The sequence below is a fragment of the Pseudomonas sp. JS3066 genome, assembly GCF_036328175.1.
GTDB lineage: Bacteria > Pseudomonadota > Gammaproteobacteria > Pseudomonadales > Pseudomonadaceae > Metapseudomonas.
This window is the reverse complement of record NZ_CP143312.1, coordinates 5,930,024-5,949,730: the sequence shown is the minus strand read 5'-3', so window position 1 is coordinate 5,949,730 and position 19,707 is coordinate 5,930,024. Positions and strand designations below refer to the sequence as shown.

The 19,707-nt window shown below is 63.9% G+C and carries 15 protein-coding genes; 11 read left to right on the top strand and 4 right to left on the bottom strand.

What is annotated here, in order from left to right; all coding sequences use genetic code 11:
* Positions 1-36: 36 nt before the first annotated feature.
* Together SA496_RS27900 and SA496_RS27895 are read right to left on the bottom strand one after the other, a co-directional pair.
* Positions 37-1,140, bottom strand: coding sequence for a GlxA family transcriptional regulator (locus SA496_RS27900; RefSeq protein WP_120653487.1), 1,104 nt, complete (start codon positions 1,138-1,140; stop codon positions 37-39).
* 396 nt (positions 1,141-1,536) lie between these two features.
* Positions 1,537-2,913, bottom strand: coding sequence for an L-serine ammonia-lyase (locus tag SA496_RS27895; RefSeq protein ID WP_330114791.1), 1,377 nt, complete (start codon positions 2,911-2,913; stop codon positions 1,537-1,539).
* A gap of 415 nt (positions 2,914-3,328) precedes the next feature.
* On the opposite strand from SA496_RS27895, the gene SA496_RS27890 reads away from it, so the two are divergent.
* From SA496_RS27890 to betI (SA496_RS27865), 6 genes are all read left to right on the top strand, one after another.
* Entirely contained in the window at positions 3,329-4,285 is a 957-nt protein-coding gene (locus SA496_RS27890) for a choline ABC transporter substrate-binding protein (protein ID WP_330114790.1), read from the top strand.
* 416 nt (positions 4,286-4,701) lie between these two features.
* Entirely contained in the window at positions 4,702-5,898 is a 1,197-nt protein-coding gene (locus SA496_RS27885; RefSeq protein ID WP_120653490.1) for a quaternary amine ABC transporter ATP-binding protein, read from the top strand.
* 2 nt (positions 5,899-5,900) lie between these two features.
* On the top strand, positions 5,901-6,788 hold the full coding sequence (locus tag SA496_RS27880; RefSeq protein WP_120653491.1) for an ABC transporter permease: 888 nt from the start codon (positions 5,901-5,903) through the stop codon (positions 6,786-6,788).
* Positions 6,789-6,823: 35 nt separating this feature from the next.
* Positions 6,824-7,768, top strand: a complete 945-nt coding sequence (locus tag SA496_RS27875) for a choline ABC transporter substrate-binding protein (protein WP_120653492.1) — start codon at positions 6,824-6,826, stop codon at positions 7,766-7,768.
* 149 nt (positions 7,769-7,917) lie between these two features.
* Positions 7,918-8,775 carry a glycine betaine ABC transporter substrate-binding protein gene (locus SA496_RS27870; protein ID WP_120653493.1) on the top strand — a complete coding sequence of 286 codons (858 nt, stop codon included), beginning with the start codon at positions 7,918-7,920 and terminating at the stop codon, positions 8,773-8,775.
* 229 nt (positions 8,776-9,004) lie between these two features.
* Complete coding sequence (betI, locus tag SA496_RS27865; protein WP_120653494.1) at positions 9,005-9,598, top strand: transcriptional regulator BetI; 594 nt, start codon at positions 9,005-9,007, stop codon at positions 9,596-9,598.
* A 166-nt stretch (positions 9,599-9,764) separates the two neighbouring features.
* Here betI (SA496_RS27865) and SA496_RS27860 read toward each other — a convergent pair whose 3' ends face one another.
* Entirely contained in the window at positions 9,765-11,309 is a 1,545-nt protein-coding gene (locus SA496_RS27860; RefSeq protein ID WP_120655300.1) for a BCCT family transporter, read from the bottom strand.
* A gap of 285 nt (positions 11,310-11,594) precedes the next feature.
* On the opposite strand from SA496_RS27860, the gene betI (SA496_RS27855) reads away from it, so the two are divergent.
* The 3 genes from betI (SA496_RS27855) to betA all read left to right on the top strand — a co-directional run bounded on the left by betI (SA496_RS27855) (position 11,595) and on the right by betA (position 15,494).
* The gene (betI, locus tag SA496_RS27855; RefSeq protein ID WP_120653495.1) at positions 11,595-12,188 is read left to right on the top strand and encodes a transcriptional regulator BetI; all 594 of its coding nucleotides are present in this window, start codon (positions 11,595-11,597) and stop codon (positions 12,186-12,188) included.
* A 43-nt stretch (positions 12,189-12,231) separates the two neighbouring features.
* Complete coding sequence (gene betB / locus SA496_RS27850; protein ID WP_120653496.1) at positions 12,232-13,704, top strand: betaine-aldehyde dehydrogenase; 1,473 nt, start codon at positions 12,232-12,234, stop codon at positions 13,702-13,704.
* 101 nt (positions 13,705-13,805) lie between these two features.
* Entirely contained in the window at positions 13,806-15,494 is a 1,689-nt protein-coding gene (betA, locus tag SA496_RS27845; protein ID WP_120653497.1) for a choline dehydrogenase, read from the top strand.
* Between the two features lie 150 nt (positions 15,495-15,644).
* Here the strand turns inward: betA and torT are convergent, their stop codons facing one another.
* A complete protein-coding gene (torT, locus tag SA496_RS27840) occupies positions 15,645-16,676 on the bottom strand; it encodes a TMAO reductase system periplasmic protein TorT (RefSeq protein ID WP_120653498.1) in 1,032 nt (343 codons plus the stop codon).
* A gap of 146 nt (positions 16,677-16,822) precedes the next feature.
* Between torT and mdtD the strand changes: the two genes are divergently transcribed.
* Both mdtD and dbpA read left to right on the top strand, forming a co-directional pair.
* Positions 16,823-18,238 carry a multidrug transporter subunit MdtD gene (gene mdtD, locus SA496_RS27835; RefSeq protein ID WP_153918781.1) on the top strand — a complete coding sequence of 472 codons (1,416 nt, stop codon included), beginning with the start codon at positions 16,823-16,825 and terminating at the stop codon, positions 18,236-18,238.
* A 60-nt stretch (positions 18,239-18,298) separates the two neighbouring features.
* Positions 18,299-19,678, top strand: coding sequence for an ATP-dependent RNA helicase DbpA (gene dbpA, locus SA496_RS27830; RefSeq protein ID WP_120653500.1), 1,380 nt, complete (start codon positions 18,299-18,301; stop codon positions 19,676-19,678).
* Positions 19,679-19,707: the final 29 nt, after the last annotated feature.

The following is a 19,707-nucleotide window of genomic DNA, read 5'->3' as shown; positions in this document are numbered from 1 at the left end:
CGGGAGCGAATTCATTCGCTCCCGCGGGCCGAGAATTCACACCACCCGCACGCTGGCGAAGGTGGACTCGCCCTGGGCGCGGCTCAGTGCGACGCCGGCGGTGGACGGCGCGTTACGCACCAACTCGTCGGGCACCGGCATCAGGGCCACCACGTTGGCGTTCTGGCCGGCACGTTCGTCGCGTGGCGGAATGCCGAAGTACTCGCGGTAGCACTTGGAGAAGTGCGGCGTGGAGACGAAGCCGCACACCGAGGCCACTTCGATGATCGACATGGCGGTTTGCTTGAGCAGCTGACGCGCGCGGATCAGGCGCAGCTTCAAGTAGTAGCGCGACGGCGAGCAGTGCAGGTACTTCTGGAACAGGCGCTCCAGCTGGCGGCGCGAGACGTCGACGTAGCAGGCCAGTTCGTCGAGGTCGATGGGCTCTTCCAGGTTGGCCTCCATCAGCGCGACGATTTCCTGCAGCTTCGGCTGGTTGGTACCGAGCATGTGCTTGAGCGGCACGCGCTGGTGGTCCTGTTCGTTACGGATGCGCTCGTAGATGAACATCTCGGAGATCGCTGCTGCCAGTTCACGACCGTGCTCGCGGGCGATCAGGTGCAGCATCATGTCCATGGGCGCAGTGCCGCCGGACGAGGTGTAGCGATTGCGGTCGATGGAGAACAGGCGGGTACTGATGCCGGCACGCGGGAAAGCTTCCTGCATCGCCGCCAGGCATTCCCAGTGCACGCTGCATTCGAAGCCATCGAGCAGCCCGGCCTTGGCCAGCGCCCAACTGCCGGTGCACACGGCACCCAGTTGACGGCCCTGCCGAGCCTGGGACTGCAGCCATTGCACATGCTCGCGACAGACGCTGTGCTGGATATCGACGCCGCCGCAGACGATCACGGCATCCAGGGCCGGAGCATTGTCCAGGCCGCTGTCGGGGGTGATTTGCAGGCCGTCACTGGCGCTGACCGGGCGGGCGCCCTGGCTGAGGGTGTACCAACGGTAGAGTTCGCGACCGGAAAGGTGGTTGGCCATACGCAGCGGTTCCACCGCGGACGCCAGGGAAATCAGGGTGAAGTTGTCCAGCAGGAGAAAACCGATGGACTGGGGAACACGGTTCTGGGGTTGAGCCCCTTGGTTGAACTGTGACATTAGCGAAACCCTCAGACTAGGCACGGGCGGAGCCCCGTTTCGGGGCTTTTTGTTATGTCCTGGTACGGCTAAACCAGGTGATACCAAATCTAGGCAAAGGTCGTGCCTATCTTGATTGGTCATTCAATTAAAAATGGCGAGTTTCATCCAAGGCCCGTGCCACTGGGCCTAGGTGAGAGCGACAGAATCATTCTGTTTACGACTGCCCCGGCCCGTGCATTCCGGGGCCTGGGGCCTTAGGTAGCACTGGAGGTGTCAGCAAATGTCACCCCGCGCCGTAGGACACAATCGTCAGTAACAGACGAATGGCTCACACCGTGACCATCCGGTCTTACTCATTGCCACCGCTTTGCGCACCAGGACGGGGCAGCGGCGGGCAGGCTGGTCGATGAAGGCTCAACACTCGATCGCGCTGACAGCCAGACCACCGCGTGAGGTTTCCTTGTACTTGTCGTGCATATCGGCGCCGGTGTCACGCATGGTGCGGATCACCCGGTCCAGCGAGATGAAGTGCTCGCCATCGCCGCGCAGCGCCATCTGCGCCGCGTTGATCGCCTTCACCGCGGCAATCGCGTTGCGCTCGATGCACGGCACCTGCACCAGCCCGCCCACCGGGTCGCAGGTCAGCCCGAGGTTGTGCTCCAGGCCGATCTCGGCGGCATTCTCCAGCTGCGCCGGGGTCGCCCCCAGCACTTCCGCCAGCCCCGCCGCCGCCATCGCGCAGGCTGAGCCGACTTCGCCCTGGCAGCCCACTTCGGCACCCGAGATGGACGCGTTCTTCTTGCACAGGATGCCCACCGCCGCCGCGCCGAGGAAGAAGTTCACCACGTCGTCTTCGGTGGCCTCGGGGTTGAAGCGCATGTAGTAGTGCAGCACCGCCGGGATGATCCCCGCCGCGCCGTTGGTGGGCGCGGTGACCATGCGCCCGCCGGCGGCGTTTTCCTCGTTCACCGCCAGGGCGTAGAGGTTCACCCATTCCATGGCGCTCATGGTGCTGCCGATCACGTTCGGCTTGCCCAGTTCCTGCAGGCTGCGGTGCAGCTTGGCGGCACGCCGGCGCACGTTCAGCCCGCCGGGCAGGATGCCTTCGTGGCCGAGACCATTGCTCACGCATTCCTGCATGGCGTCCCAGAGTTTCAGCAGTCCGGCGCGGATCTCCGCCTCGCTGCGCCAGGCCTTCTCGTTGGCCAGCATCAGTTCGGCAATGCGCAGGTTGTGGCGCTGGCAGAGTTCCAGCAGCTCTTCGGCGCTGGAGAAGTCGTAAGGCAGCTCGGTGGTGTCCTGGTCGAGCTGACCGGAGCGGGCCTGGGCCTCGTCGACCACGAAGCCGCCACCGATGGAGTAGTAGGTGTCGCGGTGCAGCTCACCCGCCTCGCCTTCGACGATCAGCGTCATGGCGTTGGGGTGGTACGGCAAGTTTTCCTCGAGCAGCAGCAGGTCGCGCTGCCAGTCGAAGGCCACCGGGTGGCTGCCGCCCAACAGCAGTTCGCGGGACGCCTGCAGCGCCTCGATGCGCGGGGCGATCTGCTTCGGGTCGACCCGATCCGGCCATTCGCCCATCAGCCCGACCAGGGTCGCGCGGTCGGTGCCGTGGCCGACGCCGGTGGCCGACAGCGAGCCGTACAGGCGCACCTCGACCCGCGTCACCTGCTCCAGCAGGCCGCGCTCGCGCAGCGCCGTGGCAAACAGCGCCGCCGCCCGCATCGGGCCCACGGTGTGCGAGCTGGAAGGGCCGATACCGATCTTGAACAGGTCGAACACGCTGATAGCCACGAGGCAACTCCGGTAAGGATCACACTTGGCGCCATGATCGACATTTCAACGAAGCAAGGACTTCCCACACCGACTTGCTCGTATCCAAATACGTCGTGCCCGATGCACGGAACGGCCTGCCCTTGCGGGAGCGAATTCATTCGCGAAAGGTGTACGCAGTGACTCCACAAGGAAGAAAGGGGCAGGCCCAAGGCCTGCAATCGCGATTGAAATCGCTCCCACAGGCGATCCCGCGCTCCCACCTGTTTCCTTGCATTACCCGCGACAGATAAGTTCTGAGTGCGACCGGGTCGGTAGTCAGGCGATGCGTCTGGCCCGCATCATTCCCGCGCCCGGGGGCGGGGGCCTGCAGCAGTCCGACAGCCACGCGAGTCCGGAAAACGACAATAAATCCTGCTGTGGATGGACCCTTCCCATGACTCGACCCACCACTCCCCTGCTGGCAGCGTCGCTGCTGGCTGTGTCCCTGTTCAGTGCCCAATCGACCCTGGCCGCCGCCGATCCAGAACGCTGTTCCACGGTGCATTTCGCCGACGTCGGCTGGAGCGACATCACCGTCACGACCGCCGTCACCCGCCACGTGCTGAGCGAGCTCGGCTACATCACCAAGGTCAAACGCCTATCGGTGCCCGACACCTACAAGACGATGAGTGACGGCAAGATCGATGTCTTCCTCGGCACCTGGATGCCGGCAAGCGAAAACGACATCCGCCCCTACCTGGATAAAGGCACGGTGGAGAGTCTCGGCGCCAACCTCACCGGCGCCAAGTACACCCTGGCGGTAAACCAGGCGGCCTGGGAAGGCGGTGTCAAGAGCTTCGCCGACCTGGCGAAGTTCAAGCAGCAGTTGGGCGGCAGGATCTACGGCATCGAACCAGGTAACGACGGCAACAAGCTGATCCAGAAGATGATCGCGGGGAACACCTTCGGCCTTGCCGACTTCAAACTGGTGGAGTCCAGCGAGGGCGGCATGCTGTCCCAGGTGAAGCGCGCCGAGCACCTCAAGCAATGGGTGGTGTTCCTCGGCTGGGAGCCGCACCCCATGAACAACCAGTTGCAGATGCATTACCTGGAGGGAGGGGACGACTGGTTCGGCCCGAATTACGGGGGCGCCACGGTCTACACCACCGTGCGCAAGGGCCTGACACAGGAGTGCCCGAACCTGGGGCGACTGTTGAAGAACCTCAAATTCAGCCTGGCCATGGAGAACCACCTGATGGAGGCCATACTGAATCAGAGCACCAATCGTAGACGCGAAGCGAAGGCATGGCTGAAAGCCAATCCCGACACCCTGGCTGCCTGGCTGCAGGGTGTCACCGCGCGTGACGGCAGCGCGCTACCGGTGACCCTTACCCAGGCCAAAGCGCCGTGATGCGTCGCACCCTGCGATATCCATAGGCCATGTCGTCGCGCAACATATGAACGTCGCAAACCGACAATTGCCAAGGCCTCAAGGCTTTATCGTTGAGTCACCCGATTTCGTCGCTGTCGGTTCCCGTGGACCGGCAGACCGTGAGCACACCGCTCCGGACCGAAGAACACAAGCGGCGACCTCCCCCCGAATAGAGGTCGGCCTAATAAGAAATTTCGGAAGTACGCGCACCTCCGGCCGAGGTGCTGAACCCGCCCAGGGAATGGGTTTCGTAACACTGCCAGAGGGCTGCGAGGTTCTCGAAACATTGTTATCCACACAGGCAAGACAGTCGGCATCACCGGGCTGAGCGTCGTCGAGCGCCGGTTCTGGCTCCGTGTAGCTGTCCTGGATGTCTACTGAAGGGGAAATATCCCATGCAGTCTGGAAAGATCGTGGTTCAAAACCTCTACAAGGTTTTCGGGCAACAACCACAAGAAGCAATCGATTTACTCAAGCAGGGCTGGAGCAAGGAAAAGATCCTGGCTGAGCGCGGCGCCGTGATTGGCGTCAGCGACGTGTCTTTCAGCGTCAACGAAGGCGAGATCTTCGTGCTGATGGGCCTGTCGGGTTCGGGCAAGTCGACCCTGATCCGCTTGATCAACCGTCTTATCGAGCCAACCGCCGGTGACGTGTTCATCGACGGGCAGAACGTCGCCAAACTACCCACGTCGCAATTGATCGACCTGCGTCGCCGCGACATGAGCATGGTGTTCCAGTCCTTCGCCCTGATGCCCTCGCGCTGTGTGCTGGACAACGCGGCCTTCGGCCTGGAAGTAGCAGGCAAGAGCAAGAAGGAACGCGAGAAGCGCGCCATGGAAGTGCTGGAGCAGGTCGGCCTGGCCAGCTTCGCCCACAAGTATCCCCATGAACTCTCGGGCGGTATGCAGCAGCGTGTGGGCCTGGCCCGCGCCCTGGCCGTGGACCCGTCGATGATCATCATGGACGAGGCCTTCTCCGCCCTCGACCCACTCAAGCGCCGCGAGATGCAGGATGTGCTGCTGGACCTGCAGAAGAAGCACAGCCGCACCATCATCTTCGTGTCCCACGACATCGAGGAAGCCATGCGCATCGGTTCGCGCATCGGCATCATGGAAGGCGGCAAGCTGATCCAGGTGGGCACGCCCCAGGAGATCATCGAGAACCCTGCCAACGACTACGTGCGCAACTTCTTCAACACGGTCGATACCAGCCGCTACCTCACCGCTGGCCAGCTCAAGTCCGACAGCGTTCCGCTGTTCGTGCACAACGGCAAGGCGCCGGACGCACAGACGGTCTGCCAGAAGCTGCAGGCCCTGGACAAGCACTACGCCTTCATCGTCGACGAGAAGAACAACTTCCGTGGTTCCATCAGCCTCGAGAAGATCGCGCTGCTGGTCGAGGGTGGCCGCACCCTGGACCTGGAGCAGAACCTGCTCAAGCACATCGACCCAGTACCGGAAGACCTGCCACTCGACAGCGTCATCCAGCGCCTGGTGATCAACGAGGGGCCGATCCCGGTGGTCGACCAGAGTGGCCGCTATAGCGGTGCGATCAGCAAAGGCCGCCTGCTGAGCCGCCTGCGGGGAGAATGACGATGAGCGAGAAACTGGATCTTGGCAGCTGGGTGAATGACGTCGTCCAGCACCTGCTCGAAAACTACAGCGGCGCCTTCGAAAGCGTCGGCAACGTGGTCAGCGGCTTCTCCGAGCTGATCGAACGCTTCCTGATGTGGCCGCCGGCCTGGGTGCTGATTGCCGTATTCGTCGGCCTCGGCCTCTGGCGCATCGGCGTCAAGTTCGCCCTGTTCACCGCCGCATCGTTGATCCTGATCGTGCTGACCGGCTTCTGGGAGCAGACCGTGGTCACCCTCGGCCTGACCTTCTCGTCCACCTTGATCAGCCTGTTGCTCGGTATCCCGCTGGGCATCTGGGCGGCCAAGAGCGAGCGCGTCGCCGTGATCATCCGCCCGGTGCTGGACTTCATGCAGACCATGCCTGCGTTCGTCTACCTGATCCCGGCGGCCATGCTCTTCGGCCTCGGTCGCGTGCCCGGCATCATCGCCACGGTGATCTTCGCCATGCCGCCGGCGGTGCGACTGACCGCCCTGGGTATCCGCCAGGTGAACAAGGAAATCGTCGAGGCCGGTCAATCCTTCGGCTGCAACAGCTGGCAACTGCTATACAAAGTGCAGCTGCCGAATGCCATGCCGTCGATCATGGCCGGCGTGAACCAGACCATCATGATGGCGCTGTCCATGGTGATCATCGCGTCGATGGTCGGCGCCGGCGGTCTGGGTAACGACGTACTCGCCAGTATCCAGCGCCTGGACATCGGCCTGGGCTTCGAAAGCGGCATGGCCGTGGTACTGCTGGCGATCATCCTCGACCGCATCACCGAAAGCTTCGGTACCCGCCAGACATCGACCCGTGGCAGTGTCTTTGGCCGGCTCGGAGCCAAACTGCAGCGGCAGCAAGCGCACTAAGAACGCTTCACCTTTTCAATGTCAGGGAGTCGCTAATGAAAAAAATGAAGAAAGTCGCTGCATTGGGCCTGCTGGCCTGCGCGCTGGCCCAGGGTGCCTGGGCTCAGGAGCCGCAGAGCTGCAAGCAGGTTCGTTTCGCCGAGATCGGCTGGGCCGACATTGCCGCCACCACCGGCGTTGCCATGGTGCTGACCGAAGGACTGGGCTACACCCCGCGCAAGATCATGGCGTCTGTGCCCATCGCCTTCACCGGCGTGAAGAACAAGCAGATCGACGTCTTCCTCGGCTACTGGGCGCCCTCCATGGACGCGGTGATCGAGCCCTTCACCAAGGACAACGGCGTGAAGGTGCTGCCGACCCCCAACCTGGAAGGTGCCAAGTACACCCTGGCAGTTCCTACCTATGCAGCTGACGCTGGCCTGAAGAGCTTCCAGGACATCACCAAGTTCAAGGACCAGCTGGGCGGCAAGATCTACGGCATCGAGCCAGGCAACGACGGCAACCTGCTGATCGACAAGATGATCAAGGGCAACCAGTTCGGCCTGGGTGAGTTCCGTATGGTCGAGTCGTCCGAGGCGGGCATGCTGGTCCAGGTGCAGCGCGCGGTGAAGAAGAAGGAGCCAGTGGTGTTCCTGGGATGGGCACCGCACCCGATGAACACCCAGTTCGACATCACCTACCTGGCTGGCGGCGATGACGTGTTCGGCCCGGACTATGGCGCTGCCAAGGTCTTCACCGTGGTACCGCCGGACTACGAACAGCGTTGCGCCAACGTCGGCAAGCTGCTGAACAACCTGCAGTTCAATGTCGAAATGGAAAGCCAGCTGATGGAGAAGATCCTGGAGAAGGAAGATCCGGTGAAAGTCGCCACCGGCTGGCTCAAGGCCAACCCGGCCGTGCTCGACAAATGGCTGGCCGGCGTTACCACCTATGACGGCCAGGACGGCGCTGCTGCCGTGAAGAAACACATCGGCCTGTAATCCCCGGGCTCCTTCACGGAGCCCATTTCCTTGCATTTCGCCAATCGTGGCCCGGCGACGGGTCACGACGGGCACCGTCGCGAACCCGCCAGAGAACGGGCCATCGACCACGTAGTTGGCTGCCAATCCCACCTGATGGAGCAATACGTATGCGCAAGTTGAAATCCCTGTACCTGAAAACCCTCGGCGTCGCCGCCCTTGCCCTCGGCATGGGCATGGCCAACGCCGCTGACAAACCAACCCTGAAGATCGGTTTCGTGAACGGTTGGGACGACAGCGTCGCCGCCAGCTATGTCGCGGGCGAAATCCTCAAAGAGAAACTCGGTTATGGCGTCGAACTGAAGCCCGTCGAGCCGGCGATCATGTGGCAAGGCGTGGCCCGTGGCGATCTGGATGCCACCCTCTCGGCCTGGCTGCCCGCCACCCATGGCGAGTACTTCGAAAAGCTGAAGGACAAGGTCGTGGTGCTGGGCTCCAACTACAAGGGCGCCAAGATTGGCCTGATCGTCCCTGACTACGTGCAGGCCAAGTCCATCGAAGACCTGAACACCTACAAGGCCGACTTCGACGGCAAGATCACCGGTATCGACGCTGGCGCGGGTGTGATGCGCCGCACTGAGGATGCGATCAAGCAATACAACCTCGACATCAAACTGATGCCCAGCTCCGGCCCGGCCATGGCCACCGCCCTTACCCGCGCCGAGAAAGCACAGAAGCCGATCGTCGTGACCGGCTGGATTCCGCACTGGATGTTCGCCAAGTGGAAGCTGCGTTTCCTGGAAGACCCGAAGAAAGTCTATGGCGATGACGAGCACGTCGACACCGTGGTCAACCCTGGCCTGGAAGCCAAGGCCGCCGATGCCACCGCCTTCCTGAAGAAATTCTCCTGGAGCGGCGAAGAAGTGGGGGCCGTGATGCTGGCCATCCGCGAAGGCGCCAAGCCGGAAGCCGCTGCCAAGGAATGGATCGCCAAGAACCCGCAGCGCGTGGAGGAGTGGCTGAAGTAAGCCACGCTCGCGCAGTCCAAACGCCCTCGCCGGCCCTGCCTGCGGGGGCGTTTTGCTTTCAGGGAGTCCTGTGGGGTGAAATCATTCGTCAAGGGCGGCGAAGCTGCCCCTTTCAATCCCAGAGAGCAGGCCGTCCCTTCCCCCGATCAACCCGCTCGATTGATCGATCAATCAAATTCCCCCTAGACTGCGCGCTTCCAATTCCCACGCAAAATGGTGGAAGTACCCGATGCCCAAGGTCGGAATGCAGCCGATCCGTCGCTCGCAGTTGATCCAGGCCACCCTCGAAGCCGTCGACCAGGTGGGGCTCGGCGATGCCAGCATCGCCTATATCGCCCGCATCGCCGGCGTCTCAAATGGCATCATCAGCCACTATTTCCAGGACAAGAACGGCCTGCTGGACGCGACCATGCGCCACCTGATGGGGGCCCTGAGCAGCGCCGTACGCCAGCGACGCGCCGCCTTGCGCGAAGACACCCCCCGCGCGCACCTGCGTGCGATAGTCGCCGGCAACTTCGACGACAGCCAGGTCAGCGGCCCGGCCATGAAGACCTGGCTGGCCTTCTGGGCCGCCAGCATGCACCAGCCTTCCCTGCGTCGACTGCAGCGCATCAACGACCACCGGCTCTATTCCAACCTGTGCTGCGAACTGCGCCGTACCCTGCCCCAGGACCAGGCGCGTTCCGCCGCCCGCGGCCTGGCGGCGCTCATCGACGGTCTGTGGCTACGCGGCGCCCTCTCGGGTGATGGTTTCAATATCGAGCAGGCATTGCAGATCGCCTACGACTACCTGGACCAGCAACTGGCCAAGGCCGAGAGCTGATCCCTGAATTCGTTCGCGATGGGCAGCGCAGCTGACCCATTCAACATACCGGGGCAGACCTTCGGCCTGCTTGGCGATTGAAATCGCCCTACAGGACAAGCGCCCAGGCGTCATAAAAAAGCCCGGTCCAGAGACCGGGCTTCTTCATTGCAGAGTTGTTGGCCGATCAGGCCGCTTCGCCATGCAACTGGACGACTTTCGGGTGCTTCGGCGCTTGCTCCAGCGCCGCCACGTCGGCCTTCATCTGCTTGAGCAGGGCGAACATGTAGAGCAGCAGCACTACCGAGAACGGCAGGCCCGCCAACACGACCACTGTCTGCATCGCCGTGAAGTTGCCGGCGAACAGCAGGCCGATGGTCGCCAGGGTCACCACTACGGACCAGAAGATACGCAGCCAGTTGGGCGCGTCTTCGTCCAGGTCGCCTTCCTCGCGAGACAGGTTGGCCAGCATCACCGAGCCGGAGTCGGCAGGCGTGAGGAAGAGCACGAAGCCAACACAGATCGACAGGCCGATCACCGCCTTGGACCAGGGGTAATGCTCCAGCAGCAGGTAGATGGACATGGCCGGCTGCTCCAGCGCGGCTTTGCCGAGATCCGCTGCGTTCTGGTTCATCACCAGGTCGATGGCACTGTTACCGAATACCGACAGCCAGGCCAGGGTGAATCCCAGCGGAATCAGAAGCACGCCGCTGACCAGTTCGCGCACGGTGCGCCCACGGGAGATACGAGCCACGAACATGCCGACGAAGGGCGCCCAGGAAATCCACCAGGCCCAGTAGAAGAGGGTCCACAGGCCCATCCACTCTTCGCTTTTGCCGGACTGTCCGGTGTAGACGTAGAGGTCGAAGGTCTTCAGCACCAGGCCGTTGAGGTAGTCACCGAGGTTCTGCACGAAGCCGTTGAGCAGGTGCAGCGTCTCGCCGGCCAGCAGCACGAACACCAGCAGGCCGCTGAACAGGATGATGTTCAGGTTGGACAGGCGGCGGATGCCTTTCTCGATCCCGGATACCGCGGCCAGGGTGGCTACCGCGCTCATCACCAGGATCACCGCCAGCAGTGAGCCCTGGCTATGGGGCAGGCCGAACAGGTATTCGAGGCCGGAGGACACCTGCAGCGAACCGATACCCAGGTTGGTCACCAGGCCCAGCAGGGTCACGAAGATGCCGAAACAGTCCACTGCATTACCCACCGCGCCCTTCATACGGCGCTCGCCAAACAGTGGGTAGAGCGCCGAACGCAGCGCCAGGGGCTTGTTGTGACGGTAAGCGAAGTAGCCAACCGCCAGGCCCACCAATGCATAGATGGCCCAGCCGTGCACACCCCAGTGAAGGAAGGTCAACTGCAATGCCTGGCGCGCGGCGGCCTGGCTGCCCGGCTCGCCTTCCGGCGGGTTGTAGAGGTGGTCGATGGGTTCGGACGCCGCGAAGTACAGCAGCGAAATGCCGATGCCCGAGGAAAACAGCATGCCGGCCCAGGCGCCGTAGCTGAAGTCCGGACGGCTGTCGTCAGCACCCAGGCGCAGGTTGCCGTAGCGGGAGAAGGCGACATAGAGGACGAAGAACAGGTACGCACCGATGGCCAGCATGTAGTACCAGCCGAAGCTGCGCGACAGCCAGGCCTGGGCCTTGCCGAGCACGCTGCCGGCGCCCTCGGGGAACGCAATCAAGGCAACCGTGAGAAGCATGATCAGCGCAGTGGAGCCGAAGAACACGACCGGGTTCAGGCGCACCTTCTCATGATTTTTTGTTGTTGGAGCTTTACTCATTTGGAAATACCAAGGCAGTGAAAGCAGGCGCCCACAGGGCGCAACGACAGACCCGCGCCCGCGACCGGCGACGGGTGGCAACCCCCGGCCGAAGGCCTGAAATCAGGTGCGGCGAACTGCCGCATCCCGTTCCATGGTGCGCAGCTTATTCTTTGTTGTTTGAACGTTCAATAAAAATAAAGTAGGCTGATTTTCGACCTACCGGAATGGTTCCGGAAGCGGAGGAAACCCATGCCAAAAGTCGGAATGCAGCCCCTGCGGCGCACCCAACTGATTCACGCCACACTCGAGGCGGTGGACCAGGTAGGCATGGGCGACGCCAGCATTTCCTACATTGCGCGGCTCGCCGGGGTTTCCAACGGAATCATCAGTCACTACTTCCAGGACAAGAACGGACTGCTGGAAGCCACCATGCGCTTCCTCATGAACGATCTGCAGGACGCAGTGCGCAAGCGCCGCAAAGCCATGCGCGACGACAGTGCGCGCGGCTACATCCGTTCCATCATCGACGGCAACTTCGACGAGACCCAGGTCAACGGCCCGGCCATGAAGACCTGGCTGGCCTTCTGGGCCAGCAGCATGCACCAGCCGTCCCTGCGCCGTTTGCAACGCATCAACGACCTGCGCCTCTACTCGAACCTCTGCTGGCAGTTCCGCCGCGAACTCGATGTGGAAAGCGCCCGTACTGCAGCGCGTGGCCTGGCCGCCCTAATCGACGGCCTCTGGCTGCGCGGCGCGCTCTCCGGCGAAGCCTTCGAAACCGAGCAGGCCCGCCGGCTCGCCTACGAATTCCTTGATCAACAACTGACCAAGCAGGCGGCCTGAGCCGCCCGCCTTGCGCATACAACACCTAGAGAGGACAACCACCATGGCCCGATTCGAAGAACAGAAGCTCTACATTGGCGGCCGCTACGTCGACTCCACCAGTGGCGCCACCTTCGAGACCATCAACCCGGCCAATGGTGAAGTCCTGGCCAACGTCCAGCGCGCCGGCAAGGAAGACGTCGAACGCGCCGTCGCCTGCGCCATCGAAGGCCAGAAGGTGTGGGCCGCGATGACTGCCATGCAGCGTTCGCGCATCCTGCGCCGCGCCGTGGATATCCTGCGCGAGCGCAATGACGAACTGGCCGAACTGGAAACCCTGGACACCGGCAAGCCGCTGGCCGAAACCCGCGCCGTGGACATCGTCACCGGCGCCGACGTGATCGAGTACTACGCCGGTCTGATCCCCGCCATCGAAGGCGAGCAGATCCCGCTGCGCGAAACCAGCTTCGTCTACACCCGCCGCGAGCCCCTGGGCGTGGTCGCAGGTATCGGCGCCTGGAACTACCCGGTACAGATCGCCATGTGGAAGTCCGCCCCGGCCCTGGCCGCTGGCAACGCGATGATCTTCAAGCCCAGCGAAGTCACCCCGCTGACCGCCCTGAAACTGGCCGAGATCTACACCGAAGCCGGCGTGCCGGACGGCGTATTCAACGTGCTGACCGGCAGCGGCCGTGAAGTCGGCCAGTGGCTGACCGAGCACCCGCAGATCGAGAAAATCTCCTTCACCGGCGGCACCTCAACCGGCAAGAAGGTGATGGCCAGCGCCTCCAGCTCCTCGCTGAAGGAAGTCACCATGGAACTGGGCGGCAAGTCGCCGCTGATCATCTTCGAAGATGCCGACCTCGACCGCGCCGCCGACATCGCCGTAATGGCCAACTTCTTCAGCTCCGGCCAGGTCTGCACCAACGGCACCCGAGTGTTCGTGCCGCGCGCCCTGCAGGCCCGCTTCGAGGACAAGGTGGTCGAGCGCGTGAAGCGCATCCGCCTGGGCAATCCGGAAGACGCCAACACCAACTTCGGCCCGCTGACCAGCTTCGCCCACATGGAAAGCGTGCTCGGCTACATCGAAGCCGGCCGCAAGGAAGGCGCACGCCTGCTGATCGGCGGCGAGCGCGTCACCAGCGGTGAATACGCCAAGGGCGCCTACGTGGCCGCGACCGTGTTCAGCGACTGCACCGACGACATGACCATCGTCCGCGAGGAAATCTTCGGCCCGGTGATGAGCATCCTGGTCTACGACACCGAAGAAGAAGTGATTCGCCGCGCCAACGACACCGACTACGGCCTGGCCGCTGGCGTCGTGACCCGTGACCTGGCCCGCGCCCACCGTGTGATCCACAAGCTGGAAGCCGGCATCTGCTGGATCAACACCTGGGGCGAGTCCCCCGCCGAAATGCCGGTGGGCGGCTACAAGCAGTCCGGTGTCGGCCGCGAGAACGGCCTGACCACCCTGGCCCACTACACCCGCATCAAGTCCGTACAGGTCGAGATGGGCGACTACTACTCGGTGTTCTGACCGACGCCAGCGCCCAGGCGGCCCGGAGCATACCGGGCCGCACCATAGAACAAGATGCCGTGCCCCGGAGGCGACTCCGGTTTTTCTAGCAGGTAAGCCACATGTCCCAAGAATTCGATTACATCATCGTCGGCGCCGGTTCCGCCGGTAACGTGCTGGCCACGCGCCTGACCGAAGACGCCGATGTCAGCGTCCTGCTGCTGGAAGCCGGCGGCCCGGACTACCGCCTGGACTTCCGTACCCAGATGCCCGCCGCCCTCGCCTATCCGCTGCAGGGTCGCCGCTACAACTGGGCCTACGAGACTGATCCGGAGCCCTACATGAACAACCGCCGCATGGAGTGCGGCCGTGGCAAGGGCCTTGGCGGTTCCTCGCTGATCAATGGCATGTGCTACATCCGCGGTAACGCCCTGGACTTCGACGGCTGGGCCAAGGCCCCGGGCCTGGAGGACTGGACCTACCTGGACTGCCTGCCCTACTTCCGCAAGGCGGAAACCCGCGACATCGGCCCGAACGACTTCCACGGTGGCGACGGCCCGGTGAGCGTGACCACGCCCAAGACCGGCAACAACCCGCTGTTCCACGCCATGGTCGAGGCCGGCGTGCAAGCTGGCTTCCCGCGTACCGACGACCTCAACGGCTACCAGCAGGAGGGCTTCGGCCCCATGGACCGTACCGTGACCCCGGAAGGCCGTCGTGCTGCCACCGGTCGCGGCTACCTGGACCAGGCGCGCAACCGCCCCAACCTGACCATCGTCACCCACGCCCTTTCCGACCGCATCCTGTTCAGCGGCAAGCGTGCCATCGGCGTTGCCTACCTCAAGGGCAACAGCGACACCCCGATCACCGCGCGTGCCCGCCGCGAAGTGCTGGTGTGCAGCGGCGCCATCGCCTCGCCGCAACTGCTGCAACGTTCCGGCGTCGGCCCTGCTGCCCTGCTGCGCGATCTCGACGTTCCGGTCGTACATGACCTGCAAGGCGTAGGCGCCAACCTGCAGGACCACCTGGAGCTGTACCTGCAGTACGCCTGCAAGGAGCCGGTGTCGCTGTTCCCCGCCCTGCAATGGTGGAATCAGCCGGCCATCGGCGCACAGTGGCTGTTCCTCGGCACCGGTCTGGGCGCCAGCAACCAGTTCGAAGCCGGTGGTTTCATCCGTACCCGCTCGCAGTTCGAGTGGCCGAACATTCAGTTCCACTTCCTGCCGGTAGCGATCAACTACAACGGCAGCAATGCGGTGAAGGAACATGGCTTCCAGGCCCACATGGGTTCCATGCGCTCGCCGAGCCGTGGTCGCATCCACCTGAAGTCGAAGGACCCGCGCCAGCACCCGAGCATCCTGTTCAACTACATGTCCCACGAACAGGACTGGCAGGAGTTCCGCGACGGTATCCGCATCACCCGCGAAATCATGGGCCAGCCCGCACTCGACCCGTACCGTGGCCGCGAGCTGAGCCCGGGCGCGAACCTGAAGTCCGATGCCGAGTTGGACGAGTTCATCCGAACCCACGCCGAAACCGCCTTCCACCCATCCTGCTCCTGCAAGATGGGCACCGACGACATGGCTGTGGTGGACGGCCAGGGCCGCGTGCATGGCATGGAAGGCCTGCGGGTGGTGGACGCCTCGATCATGCCGGAGATCATCACCGGCAACCTCAACGCGACCACGATCATGATCGCCGAGAAGATCGCCGACCGAATCCGCGGGCGCAAGCCGTTGCCGCGCAGCACCGCCGACTACTACGTGGCGGGCGACAAGCCGGTGCGCGGAACCCCGGTTCGCAAGCTGTAAGGCACCTGCGCAACAACGAAGGCCCCTGGTGCAGCGCACCAGGGGCCTTTTCGTTTCGGGTCAATTTCCCTTGTGCGAATTCATTCGCGATCCGCGTGGCATCCCATTGCGGTTGAAACCGCTCCCACATCGGATTCCTGTTCGGCAACCCTACTCCGGCAGGTCCTGCCGAATCATCCAGTGCCCGCTGGGCGGCATCAGGCGGCTGATGTCGAATCGCTGAAGGCTGTCCTTGTCGATGACTTCGATTCGCGGGCTGACCCGCTGCGGCGACTGTTTGCCCTCCAGCGCACGGATCGCCAGATCCACTGCGACCCGTGCCTGGATAACCGGCGAGTCAGTGGGCGAGGCGAGGACCGTGCCGTCGGCGATTTCTTCCAGCACCCGCTCCGTGGCATAGAGCGAAACCACCTGGGCCTTGTAGCGGCTGCCGCCAGTACGCACCAGGTGGCCAGCAAAGGCCGCGGCCTCGGCATTGCCAAGGATGTAGTCGAGTCCGGGCTCACGCGCGAGTAACTGGCGCACCAGCACCGCCTGGGTGGAGCGGTCCACCGGGCCGTAGCCACCGCTTATCAGCGTCACCCCAGCCTGCGAGCCGAACTCTTTCAGCCCACGTTCGGCATCAGCGACCCAACCGGCATCCTCAGGACCCGGCAACCAACCCACGCGCACCGGTCGCCCGCCGCTGTGATCACGGATGTAAGCCATGGCCGCCTTGGCCATATCGGCAAAATCCACCTGGGACATCGCGGTGATGCCCGGGCAGTCGATGCGGTTGATCAGGTCGATCACCGGGACCTTGTCGCGATGCAGCAGGGCGATCTCGTCGCACAGCCCCTTGGCACCGATTGCGGCGATCACATACGCATCGGCGGCGAGCTGGATGCAGCGGGTCAGTTGCGCGCGCTGCATGTCCGGGAACTGGTAACCGCCGGCCTCGTAAACGCCGAGCTGTATGCCCTGGCGCTGCGCTTCCTCATCCAACCCCCAGGCCACGCCCCACCAGTAACGGTCCATGCCGTGGGGCAACAGGGCACAAATGCGCCAGGGCTTGCTCGCGCCGGTGAGCGGCCGGTAGCTGGCATCGCGTCCATCCACCTCGACCTGCAACGGAAACCACTCCGCGGCCAGGCAAGGGGCGGCGCTCATCAAGCTCAGCAGCAGCGCACAGAGGGTCCGCATGGAGACATTCCTTCCATGGTATGGGTTGGGAGGTTCGGATACTGGCAAGCCTAGCAGCCGTCGGCCAGTACGCCGTGATCCTTCGCGGGTGGAAAGGGAAGCGGCCGGCGCCTAAAGTGCGCAGGGTCCCGTAAGTAAGGATCGACATGGCCGAGCCCGTCTCCCTCGATGCCCGCACCACCCGCATGCTGCCCTGGCTGGTGGCGGTGGCCTTCTTCATGCAGGCCCTCGACGGCACCATCCTCAACACCGCCCTGCCCGCCATGGCCCGCGACCTTGCCGAAGACCCGCTGCGCATGCAGTCGGTGATCATCGCCTACATGCTGACCGTGGCCCTGCTTATTCCGGCCTCCGGCTGGATCGCCGACCGTTTCGGAACACGCCGGGTGTTCTTTGGCGCCGTGCTGCTGTTCAGCCTGGGCTCGTTGTTCTGCGCGCTGTCCTCGAACCTGCCGCAACTGGTGGGCGCTAGAGTGGTGCAAGGCCTTGGCGGCGCTCTGATGATGCCGGTGGGCCGGCTGGTCGTGCTGCGCGCCTATCCACGCACGGAGCTGGTGCGGATCATGAGTTTCATCACCCTGCCCGGCCTGGTCGGTCCGCTCATCGGTCCGACCCTGGGCGGCTGGCTGGTGGAATACGTCAGCTGGCACTGGATCTTCCTGATCAACATCCCGGTGGGCCTGGTCGGCGGACTTGCCGCGTGGCGCTTCATGCCCGACCTGCGCGGCAGCGGATCGGTCCGGCTGGACCTCTTCGGCTTCCTGCTCTTCGGCACCGCCATGGTGCTGATCACCATCGCCCTGGAAGGCCTGGGTGAGCTTCACCTGCCCCATGTGCGGGTGATGCTCCTGCTGCTCGGCGGCCTGGCCTGCCTCGCCGTCTACTGGCTGCATGCAGTGCAAGTCGAGCGGCCGTTGTTCGCGCCTTCGCTGTTTCGCACCCGGACCTTCGCCGCCGGCATTCTTGGCAACCTTTTCTCGCGTCTCGGCAGCGGCGCCTTGCCCTTCCTCACACCGCTGCTGTTGCAGGTCGCGCTGGGTTACCCACCAGCCCAGGCAGGGATGACCATGATCCCCCTGGCGCTCTCGGCCATGGCCGCCAAGCCCCTGGCCAAGCCCTTGCTGGACCGCCTCGGCTATCGCCGCCTGCTGCTCGGCAACACGGTGCTGCTGGGGGCGATGATCGCCAGCCTGTCGCTGATCGACGCCAATACACCCTACCCGCTGCTGCTCCTGCACCTGGGAGTACTGGGAGCGGTGAACTCGATGCAGTTCACGGCGATGAATACCGTCACCCTGCTGGACCTCGACGACCACCAGGCCAGCAGCGGCAACAGCTTGCTGTCCGTGGTGATGCAGCTGTCCATGAGCCTCGGCGTAGCGGTGGCGGCGGCGTTGCTCGGCGGCTTTGGCAAACCCGACGCGCCCAGCGTGCTGGAGGCCTTCCAGGCGACCTACTTGTGTGTTGGTGCACTGACCCTGCTGGCGGCGGCAATCTTCTTCCAGTTGCCGCCCGATAGCGGGCGTGCGGTGCGCCGCGTGCACCGCGATATCGACGAGTGACGGGGGAGGCGCGCAGGAGCCTGCTAAACTGCGCGCCATTTAGACTTTCAGGCCCGCCCCGTGACCACCACCGCCTTCTCTTCCCTGCCCCTCTCCGAGGCTACCCTGGCCAACCTGGAGACGCTGGGCTACCGCGACATGACGCCGATCCAGGCCCAGGCACTGCCGTTGATCCTCAAGGGCAAGGACCTGATCGCCCAGGCCAAGACCGGCAGTGGCAAGACCGCTGCCTTCGGCATTGGCCTGCTGGAGCCGCTCAACCCGCGCTTCTTCGGCTGCCAGGCACTGGTGCTCTGCCCCACCCGCGAGCTGGCCGATCAGGTGACCAAGGAAATCCGTCGCCTGGCTCGTGGCCACGGCAACATCAAGGTGCTGACCCTCTGCGGCGGCGTCCCGTTCGGTCCCCAGGTGGGCTCCCTGGAGCATGGCGCCCACGTCATCGTCGGCACCCCTGGCCGTGTCCAGGAGCACCTGCGCAAAGGCACTCTGGTGCTCGACGGCCTCAACACCCTGGTGCTCGACGAAGCCGACCGCATGCTCGATATGGGCTTCTACGACAGCATCGCCGATATCATTGGCCAGTTGCCGGCGCGTCGGCAGACCCTGCTGTTCTCCGCCACCTACCCAGCCGGCATCGCCCAACTGGCCAAGACCTTCATGCGCGAACCGCAGCAGGTGAAGGTCGAAGCCCTGCACGACGACAGCCAGATCGAGCAACGCTTCTACGAAATCGACCCGCGTCAGCGCATGGATGCCGTACTGCGCCTCTTGCAAAGCAACCGTCCGCAGTCCTGCGTCGCCTTCTGCCATACCCGCCAGCAGTGCCAGGAACTGGAAGCCCATCTGCGCGACAACGGCATTTCCGTGCAGTCGCTGCATGGCGACCTGGAACAGCGCGAGCGCGACCAGGTGCTGGCCCTGTTCGCCAACCAGAGCTGCAGCGTGCTGGTGGCCACCGATGTCGCCGCTCGAGGCCTGGACATCGCCGGCCTGGAAGCGGTGATCAACGTCGAGCTGTCCCGCGACCCGGAAGTGCACATCCACCGCGTCGGCCGCAGCGGCCGCGCTGGCGAGAAGGGCCTGGCCCTGAGCCTGGTGGCGCCGGCCGAAGCCAACCGCGCCCAAGCCATCGAAGACCTGCAGCAAGCTCCGCTGAGCTGGCAGCGCCTCGATGAATTGATCGTGAAGAACCGCGATCCCCTGCTGCCGCCCATGGCCACCCTGTGCATCAATGGTGGCCGCAAGGAGAAACTTCGCCCCGGCGACATCGTCGGCGCCCTCACCGGCGAGGCGGGGATTCCGGGCAGCCAGGTGGGCAAGATTGCCGTCTTCGACTTCCAGGCTTTCGTCGCGGTCGAGCGCGGGATTGCCAAGCAAGCGCTTAAACGCCTCAGTGAAGGCAAGATCAAGGGACGCACCTACAAGGTTCGCATCCTCTGACCTGCGTCGGAATCCGACCTCTGCGAACC

What these genes read in the sequence shown, in the direction of transcription:
- betI (WP_120653495.1), top strand. Translation starts at nt 11,595, where the DNA reads ATGCCAAAAGTCGGAATGCAGCCCCTGCGGCGCACCCAACTGATTCAC.
- SA496_RS27885 (WP_120653490.1), top strand. Translation starts at nt 4,702, where the DNA reads ATGCAGTCTGGAAAGATCGTGGTTCAAAACCTCTACAAGGTTTTCGGG.
- SA496_RS27880 (WP_120653491.1), top strand. Translation starts at nt 5,901, where the DNA reads ATGAGCGAGAAACTGGATCTTGGCAGCTGGGTGAATGACGTCGTCCAG.
- SA496_RS27875 (WP_120653492.1), top strand. Translation starts at nt 6,824, where the DNA reads ATGAAAAAAATGAAGAAAGTCGCTGCATTGGGCCTGCTGGCCTGCGCG.
- SA496_RS27870 (WP_120653493.1), top strand. Translation starts at nt 7,918, where the DNA reads ATGCGCAAGTTGAAATCCCTGTACCTGAAAACCCTCGGCGTCGCCGCC.
- SA496_RS27890 (WP_330114790.1), top strand. Translation starts at nt 3,329, where the DNA reads ATGACTCGACCCACCACTCCCCTGCTGGCAGCGTCGCTGCTGGCTGTG.
- betB (WP_120653496.1), top strand. Translation starts at nt 12,232, where the DNA reads ATGGCCCGATTCGAAGAACAGAAGCTCTACATTGGCGGCCGCTACGTC.
- betI (WP_120653494.1), top strand. Translation starts at nt 9,005, where the DNA reads ATGCCCAAGGTCGGAATGCAGCCGATCCGTCGCTCGCAGTTGATCCAG.
- torT (WP_120653498.1), bottom strand. Translation starts at nt 16,676, where the DNA reads ATGCGGACCCTCTGTGCGCTGCTGCTGAGCTTGATGAGCGCCGCCCCT.
- SA496_RS27900 (WP_120653487.1), bottom strand. Translation starts at nt 1,140, where the DNA reads ATGTCACAGTTCAACCAAGGGGCTCAACCCCAGAACCGTGTTCCCCAG.
- mdtD (WP_153918781.1), top strand. Translation starts at nt 16,823, where the DNA reads ATGGCCGAGCCCGTCTCCCTCGATGCCCGCACCACCCGCATGCTGCCC.
- betA (WP_120653497.1), top strand. Translation starts at nt 13,806, where the DNA reads ATGTCCCAAGAATTCGATTACATCATCGTCGGCGCCGGTTCCGCCGGT.